General features: G+C 70.0%; 9 protein-coding genes. 5 read left to right on the top strand and 4 right to left on the bottom strand.

The window, feature by feature from the left end:
- Positions 1–202: 202 nt before the first annotated feature.
- The 4 genes from QWY84_RS14060 to QWY84_RS14045 all read left to right on the top strand — a co-directional run bounded on the left by QWY84_RS14060 (position 203) and on the right by QWY84_RS14045 (position 6565).
- A complete protein-coding gene (locus tag QWY84_RS14060) occupies positions 203–1240 on the top strand; it encodes an ABC transporter substrate-binding protein (RefSeq protein ID WP_290203379.1) in 1038 nt (345 codons plus the stop codon).
- A gap of 20 nt (positions 1241–1260) precedes the next feature.
- Positions 1261–2109, top strand: a complete 849-nt coding sequence (locus QWY84_RS14055; RefSeq protein WP_290203376.1) for an ABC transporter ATP-binding protein — start codon at positions 1261–1263, stop codon at positions 2107–2109.
- Complete coding sequence (locus QWY84_RS14050) at positions 2106–2870, top strand: ABC transporter permease (RefSeq protein WP_290203373.1); 765 nt, start codon at positions 2106–2108, stop codon at positions 2868–2870. Before QWY84_RS14055 ends, QWY84_RS14050 begins: the two co-directional genes overlap by 4 nt.
- Positions 2871–3085: 215 nt before the next feature.
- Positions 3086–6565, top strand: coding sequence for an indolepyruvate ferredoxin oxidoreductase family protein (locus QWY84_RS14045; protein WP_290203371.1), 3480 nt, complete (start codon positions 3086–3088; stop codon positions 6563–6565).
- Between the two features lie 43 nt (positions 6566–6608).
- On the opposite strand, the gene QWY84_RS14040 is transcribed toward QWY84_RS14045, so the two are convergent.
- On the bottom strand, positions 6609–7229 hold the full coding sequence (locus tag QWY84_RS14040; protein WP_290203369.1) for a QsdR family transcriptional regulator: 621 nt from the start codon (positions 7227–7229) through the stop codon (positions 6609–6611).
- Positions 7230–7714: 485 nt separating this feature from the next.
- Here QWY84_RS14040 and QWY84_RS14035 point away from each other — a divergent pair, with 485 nt between their 5' ends.
- On the top strand, positions 7715–8641 hold the full coding sequence (locus QWY84_RS14035) for an AEC family transporter (protein ID WP_353959898.1): 927 nt from the start codon (positions 7715–7717) through the stop codon (positions 8639–8641).
- Between the two features lie 328 nt (positions 8642–8969).
- Here the strand turns inward: QWY84_RS14035 and QWY84_RS14030 are convergent, their stop codons facing one another.
- The 3 genes from QWY84_RS14030 to QWY84_RS14020 all read right to left on the bottom strand — a co-directional run bounded on the left by QWY84_RS14030 (position 8970) and on the right by QWY84_RS14020 (position 13634).
- Positions 8970–10325: an L-serine ammonia-lyase gene (locus tag QWY84_RS14030; protein WP_290203367.1), complete on the bottom strand. Its 1356-nt coding sequence runs from the start codon at positions 10323–10325 to the stop codon at positions 8970–8972.
- Positions 10326–10678: 353 nt separating this feature from the next.
- Positions 10679–11578 carry a hydroxymethylglutaryl-CoA lyase gene (locus QWY84_RS14025; RefSeq protein ID WP_290203365.1) on the bottom strand — a complete coding sequence of 300 codons (900 nt, stop codon included), beginning with the start codon at positions 11576–11578 and terminating at the stop codon, positions 10679–10681.
- Positions 11579–11633: 55 nt separating this feature from the next.
- Positions 11634–13634 carry an acetyl/propionyl/methylcrotonyl-CoA carboxylase subunit alpha gene (locus QWY84_RS14020; protein WP_290203364.1) on the bottom strand — a complete coding sequence of 667 codons (2001 nt, stop codon included), beginning with the start codon at positions 13632–13634 and terminating at the stop codon, positions 11634–11636.

Below are 13634 nucleotides of genomic sequence, written 5' to 3'. Positions count from 1 at the left end.
TCGACGGCGTCGACCCGCGCGGCGAGACCGTCGGCGCCGGCATGCAGTACCGCTTCTAGCGGTCTGCTCAGTACTCGGAGGCAGAGATTGCCGAGAGTGTAAACAGGTCCCGGGAAGGATCTTCCGATTCGGCAGTGATGAGAACTGCCCCGGCAACGTGTAGCCTCAAGGCACACAGCAGAATGAACCAAGGAGACCAATAATGAGCAGAATCAGCAGCATGACCGCGCGCATCGCCGCCGCGGCCGCCCTGGCCGGCCTGATTTCGGGCACGGCTTCGGCACAGACCAGCATCGACTTCCAGCTCGACTGGCGCTTCGAGGGGCCGTCGGCACCGTTCCTCATGGCCAACCAGAAAGGCTACTACGAGGACGAGGGCCTGGACGTCACCGTCGACTCGGGCAGCGGCTCCGCCCAGACCATCAACCGGGTCGCGTCCGGCACCTATGACATGGGCTTCGGTGACATGAACGCCCTGATCGAGTTCCTGGCGAACAACCCGGATGCCCCCGGCGTCACGGCCGTCTACGTGGTCTACGACGGCTCGCCGGCAGCGATCTTCGCCATGGAGGACAGCGGCATCGAGACGCCGGCCGACCTGGCGGGCAAGACCCTCGGTGCGCCGTCGTTCGACACCGGCCGCCGGGCATGGCCGCTGTTCGCCCGGGCCAACGGGCTCGACCCGGACGCCGTGTCCTGGGACTCGGTGGATCCCACCCTGCGGGAGCAGTTGCTGGTCAGCGGCGACGTGGACGCCATCTCCGGCTTCTACTTCACCAGCCTGCTGAACCTCAAGAGCCGCGGCGTCAGCCGTGAGGACCTGGTGATCATGCCGTTCCCCGAGTACGGCGTGGAGCTCTACGGCAATGTCATCGTCGCCCGGGACGCGTTCCTGGAAGAGCATCCGGAGGCCGTATCGGGCTTCCTGCGCGCCTTCACGCGGGCGCTGGATGACACCCTGGCGGATCCCGAGAGCGCCGTGGAGTACGTCTACCAGCGCGACCAGCTCATCGACCGGGAAGTGGAGCTGGAGCGGCTGAAGCTCGCCATCGACGGCTCCATCGCCACGGATTTCACCCGCGAGAACGGCGTCGGTGACGTGGACATGGACCGGCTGTCGGCGAGCATCGACCAGGTCGCGGACGCCTTCGATCTCGAGGACAACGTGCCGACCGCCGACGAGGTCTTCACCCGGGAGTTCCTGCCCGATCAGGAAATGCGCATGGTCTTCCCTGAGTGACCGGCGAGCACGGAGAAACGATGACGACAGCAACCGTGGCCAACCAGGCCGCCCCCGACGCCGCCCCGCGGGCGGCGTCGGGGCGGCCGTTCGTTGAATTCGACCAGGTCAGCCTTGCCTATGACGACTCCGGCAATGCCATCGAGGACATCAACCTGACCATCCACCAGGGCGAGTTCGTGGCGTTCGTCGGACCGAGCGGCTGCGGCAAGTCCACGTTCATGAAGCTCTGCACGGGCCTCCACGGCCCCACGGAAGGGACCGTGCGCGTGGACGGCCAGCGCGTTGTCGGGCCGCTGAAGATCACGGGCATGGCCTTCCAGAACGCGACGCTGCTGCCGTGGCGCACGACCCTGGACAACGTCATGCTGCCCCTGGAGATCGTCCAGCCGCACCGCAAGCGCCTGCGCAAGGAGCGCCAGGCCTACCGCGACAAGGCCATGCGCCTGCTGGAAACGGTGGGTCTGGGCGCCTACGCGGACAGCTACCCGTGGCAGCTCTCCGGCGGCATGCAGCAGCGGGCCTCCATCTGTCGGGCCTTGATCCACGATCCCGAGCTGCTGATGCTGGACGAGCCGTTCGGGGCGCTGGACGCGTTCACCCGGGAAGAGCTCTGGGGCGTGCTCAGCGAGCTGTGGGAAGCCAACCGCTTTACCGTGGTACTGGTCACCCATGATCTCCGCGAGGCGGCGTACCTGGCCGACACCATCTACGTGATGAGCGCGCGCCCCGGCCGCATTCTGGAGCAGCGCCACGTGGACTTTGCGCGCCCCCGCGACCTGGAGCTGACCTACACGCCCGCGTTCACGGATCTGATTCACGACCTGCGCGGCCGCATCGGCGCCATCCGGGAGGGCCGTACGGAATGAAGCCGCTATCCACCAACGCGAAAATGCGCATTGCCCCGTGGGCCGCCGTGATCATTCTGCTGGTGGTCTGGGAGGGCGTGGTGCGCCTGCTGGGCGTGCCGCAGTACGTCTTCCCGGGCGTCATCGACACCGCCAATGCGCTGGTCAATTACTACGAGCCGGTGGGACTGCATGCCTGGCAGACCTTCTGGACCACGGTGATCGGCTTCCTCATCGGGGTGGCCGTGGGCCTGGGACTGGGCATCGTCGTCGGTTCCTCGCCGCTGATGTACCGGGCGTGCTACCCGCTGCTGGTGGCGTTCAACGCCATCCCCAAGGTGGCCTTCGTGCCGATCCTCGTCGTCTGGTTCGGCATCGGCACGGTGCCCGCCATCATCACCGCATTCCTGATCTGCTTCTTCCCCATCGTGGTCAACGTGGCCACCGGCCTGGCGACGCTGGAGCCGGAAATGGAGGACGTGCTGCGGGTGCTGGGTGCGCGGCGCCTGGATGTGCTGCTGAAGGTGGGCCTGCCGCGTTCCATGCCGTACTTCTTCGCCTCGCTGAAGGTGGCCATCACCCTGGCGTTCGTGGGCACGGTGGTCTCCGAGACGGTGGCCTCGAACCAGGGTATCGGCTATCTCATGATGTCGGCCGGCTCGCAGATGCGCATGCCGCTGGTGTTCGCGGGACTGATCACCATCAGCGTCATGGCCATGGTGATGTACCAGGTGTTCGCGTGGATGGAGAGCCACATCACCGGCTGGGCGCATCGTCGGTAGGTGACGGGCCTGCCGCGCCGCCATGTTGCAGCGCGCATTGACTCCCTGATCCTGCCCGTGGATTGTCGGCACAGGCGAGCCGGGCCCAAAAGGCCCGGCCGCCTGCGACGGTACGGCTCCCGGTACCCACCGGGAGGACACGTTGGGCAGTCAGCCGGATCTCCGGCGGCGGGCGCGGGTGCCCGCTGACCGGGTCCGCAAAGGGAGATCCCCTCATGGCGCTTGCTGACGTACATCTGGAAGACAAGTATGCCCTGGAGACGGGGCGCATCTATCTCAACGGCATCCAGGCCCTGGTTCGCCTTCCCCTGATGCAGGCCCGGCGCGACGCCCGGGCGGGCCATCACACCGCCGGCTTCATCTCGGGGTATCGCGGCTCGCCCCTGGGGGGTCTGGACAAGGCCCTATGGGACGCGCAGGCGTTCCTGGAGCCGCAGGCCATCCGGTTCCAGCCGGGAGTCAACGAGGACCTGGCGGCCACCTCCGTGTGGGGCAGCCAGCAGGTGGGGTTGTGGCCCGGCGCGCGCTACGACGGCGTGTTCGGCATGTGGTACGGCAAGGCCCCGGGCGTGGACCGCAGCGGGGACGTCTTCCGCCATGCCAACGCGGCGGGTACGGCGCCCCTGGGCGGCGTGCTGGCGGTGGCCGGCGACGACCACGGCTGCAAGTCCTCCACGCTGCCCAGCCAGTCGGAATTCGCGTTCATGGACCTGCAGATGCCGGTGCTGCATCCGGCGGATGTCCAGGATCTCCTGGACATGGGCCTGTACGGCTGGGCCATGTCGCGCTACAGCGGCTGCTGGGTGGGACTGATCGTGGTGGCCGATACGGCGGATGCCTCGGCGTCGGTGCACGTCGACCCCGGGCGCCCGGTCATCCAGCTGCCGGACGATTTCCGGATGCCGCCGGACGGGCTCGGCATTCGCTGGCCGGATCGCCCCCTGGAGCAGGAGGCGCGGCTGCATCGCTACAAGCTCAACGCGGTGCGCGCTTTCGCCCGGGTCAACGGCATCGACCGCATCACCCTGGACAGCCCGCGTCCGCGGCTGGGCATCGTCACCACCGGCAAGGCCTACCTGGATCTCTGCCAGGCGCTGGAGGACCTGGGCATCGATGCGGCGGCGGCCGCCGCCATCGGCCTGCGCGTGTACAAGGTAGGCATGCCCTGGCCCCTGGAGCCCGAGGGAGCGGCGCGCTTCGCCGAGGGCCTGGACGAGATCCTGGTGGTGGAGGAGAAGCGTCCGCTCATCGAGCCGCAGCTGCGGGAGCAGCTCTACAACCATACGCAGGCGGCGCGTCCCCGGATCGTCGGCAAGTACGACGAGCAGGGGGAATGGCTGCTGCCCTCGGAGGGCGAGCTGCATTCCGGCCAGGTGGCCCGTGTCATCGCCGCGCGGATCCGGCCCTACCATACCACCGAGGTGATGGAGCGGCGCCTGCGCTTCCTGGACGAGCAGGACGCCGCCCTGGCGGCGAGCCGTCCGCTGGTGGAGCGCCTGCCGCATTTCTGCTCCGGGTGCCCGCACAACACCTCCACGCGAGTCCCCGAGGGCAGCCGCGCCACCGCCGGGATCGGCTGCCACTACATGGCCCACTGGATGGACCGCAGCACCGAGACGTTCACCCACATGGGCGGCGAAGGAGTCCCCTGGATCGGCCAGGCGCCGTTCACCGAGACCCAGCACATCTTCGCCAACATCGGTGACGGCACCTACTATCACTCGGGCCTGCTCGCGGTACGGGCCGCTGTCGCCGGCGGCGTCAACATCACCTACAAGATCCTCTACAACGACGCCGTGGCCATGACCGGGGGCCAGCACGTGGACGGCCCCCTGAGCGTGCCCCAGGTCACCCGCCAGCTGGCCGCCGAAGGCGTGCAGCGCATCGTGGTGGTCAGCGACGAGCCGGAGAAGTACACCGGCGCCACCGACCTGGCACCGGGCACCAGCGTCCACGACCGCCGGGAGCTGGACGGCGTGCAGCGGGAGCTGCGCGAGATCGGCGGCGTGTCGGCGCTCATCTACGATCAGACCTGTGCCGCCGAGAAGCGCCGCCAGCGCAAGCGCGGCACCATGCCCGACCCGGCCAAGCGCGCGTTCATCAACAGCCGGGTGTGCGAGGGTTGCGGCGACTGCAACGCCAAGTCCAACTGCCTGTCGGTGGTGCCGCTGGAGACGGAGCTGGGCCGCAAGCGGGCCATCGACCAGGGCCAGTGCAACAAGGACTTCTCCTGCGTCGACGGCTTCTGCCCCAGCTTCGTCACGGTCCACGGCGCCGATCTGCGGCGCCCCGAGGGCGCCGCCGATACCAGCGTCCTGCCGCCCCTGGACGAGCCGGCGAAGCCGGCTCTGGACCGGCCGTACGGCATGGTCATCACCGGTGTCGGCGGTACCGGGGTGGTGACGGTCGCCGCCCTGCTGGGCATGGCGGCCCATCTGGACGGCAGGGGCGTCGCCGTGCTCGACATGACCGGGCTCGCCCAGAAGTACGGCGCGGTGACCAGCCACGTGCGCGTCGGTACCTCGCCGGAGGCGGTTCACGGGCCGAAGATCCCGGCGGGCGAGGCGGACCTGCTGCTCGGCTGCGACCTGGTCGTGGCCTCCGGGCAGGACAGCATCGCCCGGCTGTCCCCGGAGCGCTCCGCCGCCGTGGTGAACACCCACGGGGTGATGCCGGCGGAGTTCATCCGCAACCCGGACATGGCCTTCCCCCAGGCGGAGATGCTCCAGCGCATCCGCGACAACGCCCGGGACGGGGCATGCCTGGCCCTGGATGCAGCGGCGCTGACGGAGGGGCTGTTCGGCGACTCCACGGCCATGAACCTGTTCCTGCTGGGCGCGGCGTACCAGCAGGGCCTGGTGCCTGTTTCGGCCGAGGCGATCGATCAGGCCATCGCGCTCAACGGCACCGCCGTGGAGGCCAACCGCCAGGCGTTCTTCTGGGGGCGCCATGCGGCCCGGAACCCCGAGCGGGTCGAGACCCTGGTGCGTGGCGACGACACGGCGGAGGAGGGCACGCCCACCGATCTGGCCGCCTGGATCGAGCGGCGGCGCGCGGACCTGGTGGCCTACCAGGACGAGGCGTACGCCGACCGGTACATGCGCCTGCTCGAGCGCGTCCGCGCCGCCGAGCAACGGGCGGCGCCGGAGTCCGAGGAGCTGGTGCGGGCGGTGGCGTTCTCGTACTTCCGTCTGCTGGCCGCCAAGGACGAGTACGAGGTGGCGCGCCTGTACACCGACGGCGCGTTCGCGCGGGAGCTGGAGCGGACGTTCACCGCCGGCTACCGTCTGCGGATCCATCTCGCACCGCCCCTGCTCGCGCGACGCGATCCGCACACGGGCGAGCCGCGCAAGCATGCGTTCGGTCCCTGGATCCTGCCGGCGCTGCGGTTGCTGGCCCGCATGAAGGGCCTGCGGGGCAGGTGGATGGATCCGTTCGCCTACAGCGCCGATCGCCGCCTGGAGCGGACCCTGCTGCGGGAGTTCGAGGCGCTGTGCGAGGAGCTCGTGGACGGCCTGCGCGGCGACAACCACGAGGCTGCCGTCGCCCTGGCCCGGTTGTACGGGGACATCCGCGGCTTCGGCCATGTCAAGGAGGCGAGCGCCGGGCAGGCCCGGGAGCGGCGCGACCAGTGGCTGAAGCGGTTCCGGCAGCGGCAGGCGGTACCGCAGCGGCCCGCGCCGGAGCCGGCCTAGGGCACGCTGTAACGTCTCCCGGCGCGGCGATCGCCGGGAGCCGCTATGGCCTGGGGCTGCTCAGCAACAGGCGGAAGGCCTTGGTGGCGGGCTCGCGGGCCGGCTCCCGGCCGCAGATGATATCGCTGTAGATGGCGCCTTCACCGATGCGCACCACGAAGAAGGCCAGGTCCTCGGTATCCATCTGCGGCTCGATGGTGCCCCGCGCCACCTGTTCGTCCAGCAGGGCGCGCCAGGCGTCCACGAGCCGGCCCTGGAGGCCGCTGACGTTGGAAGTGAGCACCCGCAGGGCGAACTGCGGATCGTGGCGGAGGAACTGATGGAGCGCATCGGCGCTCATGATCTCGCCGTTGACCTCCTCGTAGATCCGGGCGAGATACTCGACGCCCTCCAGGCCCGGCACGGCGTCGGCCCGTTCCCGGGCGTTGCTCAGGACCTGGGAGTACAGCGACCAGAGGATCTCGCCCAGCAGGAGCTCCTTGTTGCCCACCCAGCGCATGAGGGTGGCGCGCCCGATGCCGAGCTCCTCGGCCAGGGCGGAGAGATTGAGGCGGCGGCCCTGCAGCCACCACTTGCGTGCCTGGTAGAAGGCGGTGACCGGCGTCGGGCGGCTGGACGGTTCGTCATCGCTGAGCGCGATCGCGAGCGGGGTTTTTCGGCTCATGGGGCTAGTGTCCTGTAACCCAAGTTCGTTGGATTTTGCCTGACCTCTGGGCCGCTGAGGCAAGGCCGTCGGCCCGAAGGCGTAGCGCGCCCTACGGCGAGGGCCGGCAACGCCGCCTCAGCGGCCCAGAGGCAGGCCCTGCGGGAGCGTCTGTGCGGTGCCAGGGCTTCGTTGCGCCTCTTGCCAAGGGTGACGGCCATTGCCTGCGAGCCGCGCCTCGCCCTGGCGCCGCACAGACGCTCAAAATGCAACGAAGTTGGGTTACAGGACACTAATATCCCGACTATGGTTTGTTTGTGATACAAAAATATAATTTGTATCGGTTCTTTCGGGTTGTCTCCTGCATGATACACCCATCACCGGCGTGAGGCATGTACCGGATGTTCCCGGCGCCGGCTTGACGCAGCGCGCAATGACCCGGAAGCTTTGCCGTCGCCCGCCGCTGCCCGTCGAGTGGCGACCGGCCCGCAACCGGAGAGTGGACCCTGCTAGCGATTGTCAACATTCTGGCGCCGGTGTTCCTGGTCATCCTGCTGGGATGGGCCCTGGCGCGTACCGGCTTTCTGCCCGGGCAGGCCCTGGCCGAGCTGAACCGGCTGTGCTACTGGGTGGGAGTGCCCTGCCTGCTGTTCTACCGGGTGAGTACGGCGCAGCCCGATGTCGGCGGCGTCACCGGGCTGCTGCTGGTGTGCGGCCTCGCCACGGTGCTCGCCATCGGTGTTGCCGGCCTGGTCGGGCTGGCCCTGGGGTTGCCCGGGCGCGCCTACGGTACCTTCATGCAGGGCGTGTTCCGGGGCAATCTCGCCTTCATCGGCCTGCCGGTGGTGCTGTACGCGTTCCCGGACTCCGCCGGCAGCGCCGAGACCAGCGCGCTGCTGGTGTTCGGGCCGCTGGTGGTCCTCTACAACGTGCTGGCCGTGGTGGTGCTGGTCCTATCGGGCGGCGGCTCCGGGCACGGACTCGTGCGTCCGGCCCTCTACGGCCTGGTCACCAATCCGATCCTGGTCGCGTCGCTGGGCGGGCTGCTGGTGGCGCTGGCGGGTATTCCGCTGCCGGAGGTGGCGGGCAACACCATCTCGGCGATCGGCCAGATGGCGCTGCCGCTGGCGCTGATCTGCATCGGCGGGACCCTCTACACCACGCGGATCCAGGGCAGCCTGGGCCGGGCGCTGGCGGGTGCCGGCATGAAGGTGGCCGCCGTGCCTCTCATCGGCTTCGCGCTGGCCTGGGCAGTGGGGCTGTCCGACGACCACACGCGCATCGCGCTGATCCTGCTGGCGTGCCCCACGGCCTCGGTGTCCTACGTCCTCGCCCGCCAGCTGCGCGGCGACGAGGCGCTGGCGTCGAGCATTGTGGTGCTGAGCAATTTCCTCGCCGTTCCGGCCATGTTCGTGGTGCTGGCGTTGGGTTAGGGAGCTGGCGCGACCCGCGGGACCGTAGGAGCGGCGTCAGCCGCAACCGGCGCAAAGCGATCCTGCATTCTGGCGAGTCGGGGCTGAAGCCCCTCCCACAGGTGCTGCGCCAGGCGGTCCCGGAGCCGTGTAGGAGCGACGTCAGTCGCGACTTTCCAGGGCATCAGATTCTCTGGAAAGTCGCGACTGACGTCGCTCCTACGGCGCGCTCTTGCAGCCGCCGGCGCGACGCCCGTGGGAGGGGCTTCAGCCCCGACTCGCCGGCGGCGGGCAGAAGGGCTTGCGTCGTATCCCGCACGCCCTACGCTTTAACTGCCAACTTCACACCTCAACACTCGATGACGTTCACCGCGAGGCCGCCCCGGGAGGTTTCCTTGTACTTGGTCTTCATGTCGCGGCCCGTGTCGCGCATGGTGCGCACCGCCTTGTCCAGGGACACGACATGGGCGCCGTCGCCGCTGAGGGCGAGCCGGGAGGCGTTCACCGCCTTGACGCTGCCCACGGCGTTGCGCTCGATGCAAGGGATCTGCACCAGGCCGCCGACGGGATCGCAGGTCATGCCCAGGTGGTGCTCCAGGGCGATCTCGGCGGCGTTCTCCACCTGCGCCGGGGTGCCGCCGAGAATCTCGGTCAGGCCCGCCGCCGCCATGGCGCAGGCGGAGCCCACCTCGCCCTGGCAGCCGGCTTCCGCGCCCGAGATGGAGGCTCCGGCCTTGATGATCATGCCGATGGCCCCGGCGGTGAGCAGGTAGCGGACGACGCCTTCCTCGTCCGGCGTTCCGGTGTGGTAGAGGTAGTAGTGCAGCACCGCGGGCACGATGCCGGCGGCACCGTTGGTGGGCGCGGTGACCACCCGGCCGCCGGAGGCATTCTCCTCGTTCACGGCAATGGCATAGGCGCCGAGCCAGTCCATGGCCGACAGCGGATCAATGCTGCCCTGGGTGGTGAGCCGCTGGTACAGCCCGGGCGCCCGGCGCTTGACCCGGAGCGGGCCCGGTAGCTCGCCCTCGTGCTCGAAGCCGCGCCGGACGCACTCGCACATGACGTCGCGCACCCGCAGCAGGCCCTGCCGGGTCTCGGTTTCCGGTCGCAGGCACGCCTCGTTGGCGCGCATGATGTCGCTCACGGGCTGCTGGCGCTCTTCGCACCATGCCAGCAGCTCGCGGGCCGTGGTGAACGGGCAGGGCGGGGCGGGGGCATCGTCGTCGTCCGAGCCCTCGCCGCGCAGGAATCCGCCGCCCACGGAATAGTAGTCCCGGCTTGTCAGGGCCTCGCCGCGCTCGTCCCAGGCGGTGAAACGCAGGCCGTTGGGGTGTTCCGGCAGGCTGCGGCGGCCGTGGAAGACCAGGTCCCGGTCGGGCTGGAAGGAGACCGTGCGGTAGCCGCCCAGCGCCAGCCGGTGGTCGCTATCGATCTCGGCGGACCGTCGCGGCAGGTGCTCCGGGGGCACGGTCTCCGGATCGGCCCCTTCGAGCCCCGCGAGCACGGCCGGGCCGCTGCCGTGGCCGCGACCGGTGGCGCCCAGGGAACCGAACAGCTCCGCCTTGACCCGGTGCACCCGGGGCAACACTCCCTCGCGGTCCAGGCCGGCGACGAACAGCCGCGCGGCGCGCATGGGGCCGACCGTATGGGAGCTGGACGGGCCGATGCCGATACGGAAAAAGTCAAAGACACTCAGGGACATCACGCACCTCCGGGTTGACGCTGGCAGTGTGCGCGTGCGCCGGGGACGGCACTTGCGGACCTGCGACGCCCATGCGGTCAGGAGGCGTCATGGAGCAACAACGGAGGGCGCTGGCCGGTGTGCCGTCAAGGCGGCCGTAGGAGCGACATGAGTCGCGACCTTCCAGAGAACCCGAGCCACCGCAAGGTCGCGGCTGAAGCCGCTCCTACGCGGCTTCGGCGAAGCCCGCTACAGATCCTGTGGGAGGGGCTTCAGCCCCGACTTTCCAAAGTTCAGGATCCTCTGCGCCGGTCGCGACTGACGTCGCTCTTACGGCCGCTACGCCGCTGCGGGGGCCTGCAGGGGGAGGTGGCCTATTCCGCGGCGAGGGCGCGGCCGACCTTGGAGGCGGGCTCCCGGCCCAGCTCGGCGGAGATCCAGCGGCCCGTGGCGGCGACGGCGTCCAGGTCCACGCCGCTGGCGATGCCCATGCCGTCGAGCATGTACACCACGTCCTCGGTGGCGACGTTGCCGGAGGCGCCCCGGGCATAGGGGCAGCCGCCCAGGCCGGCGACGGAGGCATCCACCGTGGCTACGCCCAGCTCCAGGACGGCGAACAGGTTGGCCAGGGCCTGGCCGTAGGTGTCGTGGAAATGGGCGGCCAGCGCCTCGACGGGTACCTGCTCCGCCACGGCGGCGATCATGCGCTGCGCCTTGAGCGGCGTGCCCGTACCGATGGTGTCACCCAGGGAGATCTCGTAGCAGCCCATCTCCCGCAGCGCCCGGGCGACCCGGGCGACCGCTGCGGGTTCAATGGTCCCCTCGTAGGGGCAGCCCAGCACGCAGGAGACATACCCGCGCACGCGGATGCCCCGGGCCCGCGCGGCTTCGGCGACGGGGCGGAAACGCTCCAGGCTCTCGTCGATGCTGCAGTTGATGTTCTTCTTCGAGAAGCTCTCGGATGCCGCGCCGAACACGGCGACCTCCTCGGCGCCGGCGGCCGCGGCGGCGTCGAAACCCTTCATGTTGGGCGTGAGCACGGGGTAGGCCACCCCGGCGCGGCGCCGGATGCCCGTCAGGACCGTTTCATGGTCCGCCATCTGCGGAACCCACTTGGGCGAGACGAAGGCGGTGGCCTCCACCGCGGGCAGGCCGGCGTCGGCGAGGCGGTGGATGAGCTCCAGCTTGGTCTCCGTGGCCACCGTTTCGGGCTCGTTCTGGAGCCCGTCCCGGGGGCCGACTTCGACGATGCGTACCTTCTCCGGAAAGTTCATAGGGTGCGAACTCCGTGCTTGCGCGCCGCGGCGGCTTGTACCGCGGCCGCGGCCGTTACTCTTCGGCGCCGATCGCCAGCAGCTCCGCGCCCTCGGAGACCTGATCGCCCTGGCGGAAGTTGACGTGCTCCACGCGGCCGGCGGTGAACGCGCGGATGGTGTGCTCCATCTTCATCGCCTCCAGGACCATCAGCGCGGCGCCTTCCTCCACGTGGTCGCCCTCGCTGACCAGCACCGACAGCACGGTACCGGGCATGGGCGCGGTCAGGCTGCCCTCGCGCAGCTCCTCGGCCATGCCCGCGGACAGGGGGTCGTGGACCACCAGCTCGCGCTCCTCGCCGCTGACGCCCACGCGCAGGCGCTCCCCGGTCTGCAGGGCGCGGGCGTCCAGGTGCACGCCGTCCAGGACCACCCGCAGGGAGCCGTCCGCGTGCAGCGTGCCGTTGGCCTGCATGGTGCCGCCCGGCAGGTCCAGGAGGAAACAGTCCCGGCGGTAGTGCGCCACCACCGTGAGATCCCGCTCGCCGTCGAGGAAATGCAGCACGTGGTGATTGTCGCTGTTCGGCTGCCAGCCGTCCGTGCTGTGCCAGGGCGACCAGGGGTCTCCGGACTGGCGTGCGCGCTCCGCGGCCGCCTGGTCCACGCCGAGGAGCTCGAACAGCGCCGCCACGGCGAGCAGGCGGTCGGAAGGGGCCTCGGGCACGGGGAAGAGATCGTCGCGGTAGGTCTCGATGAACCCGGTGTCGACGCCGCCGGCGGCGAACGCCGGATGGGCCGCCACGCGGCCGAGGAACTCGGTATTGGTCACCGTGCCCGCCACCGTCCAGTCGTCCAGCGCCCGGCACAGGCGCCGCAGCGCGGCGGGCCGGTCGTTGTCCCAGACCACCAGCTTGGCGATCATGGGATCGTAGTGCACGGAGATGGTGTCGCCTTCGCGGATGCCCGTGTCGATGCGCACGTGGGCGTCCTCGGCCGGGGTGCGCAGGCGGGCGATGGTGCCGATGGCCGGCAGGAAGTCCCGGTCCGGGTCCTCGGCGTAGATGCGCGCCTCGAAGGCATGGCCCGTATGGCTGATCGCCTCCTGGCTCCGGGGCAGGGGCTCGCCGTGGGCGACCCGCAGCTGCCAGGCTACCAGGTCCTCGCCGGTGATCATCTCGGTGACCGGGTGCTCGACCTGCAGGCGCGTGTTCATCTCCATGAAGAAGAACGCCCCCTCGGCGTCCATGATGAACTCCACCGTGCCGGCGCCCTCGTAGCCGATGGCCCGCGCGGCGGCCACGGCCTTCTCGCCCATGGACTGGCGGTGGGCGTCGCTGAGCCCCGGTGCCGGTGCCTCCTCGATGACCTTCTGGTGGCGCCGCTGGACGGAGCAGTCCCGCTCGAACAGGTGCACCGCGTTGCCGTGGCCGTCGGCGAAGACCTGCACTTCCACGTGGCGCGGCTGCAGCAGGTACTTCTCCAGCAGCACGGTATCGTCGCCGAAGCTCCCGCGCGCCTCGCGGCGGGCGCCGTCCAGGGCCTCGCGGAACTCCGCGGGATCGTCCACGCGGCGCATGCCCTTGCCGCCGCCGCCGGCGGAAGCCTTGATGAGCACCGGGTAGCCGATCTCGGCGGCGACGCTCTCCAGGTGCTCGGGGCTCTGGTCGTCGCCGTGGTAGCCGGGCACCAGGGGTACGCCCGCCTCGGCCATGATGGTCTTGGCGGCGCTCTTGGAGCCCATGGCGCGGATGGCGCTGGCCGGCGGGCCGATGAAGCGGATCCCGGCGCCGGCACAGGCCTCGGCGAACTCGGCGTTCTCCGAGAGAAAGCCGTAGCCGGGGTGGATCGCCTCGGCACCGCTGCGCCGCGCGACCTCGAGGATGCGCTCGGTGTTCAGGTAGCTCTCGCGGGCCGGCGCCGGGCCCACGGGCCAGGCCTCGTCACAGGCGTGGACGTGGGCCGCGTCGGCGTCGGCCTCGGAGTACACGGCCACGGTGCGCACGCCCAGGGCGCGGCACGTACGGGCGATGCGGCAGGCGATCTCGCCGCGGTTGGCAATGAGTACGGTCCCGAACAT

Origin of the sequence: Aquisalimonas lutea, from assembly GCF_030409225.1 — a bacterium.
Taxonomy (GTDB): domain Bacteria; phylum Pseudomonadota; class Gammaproteobacteria; order Nitrococcales; family Aquisalimonadaceae; genus Aquisalimonas; species Aquisalimonas lutea.
This window is presented reverse-complemented; position numbering and strand designations above follow the sequence as displayed.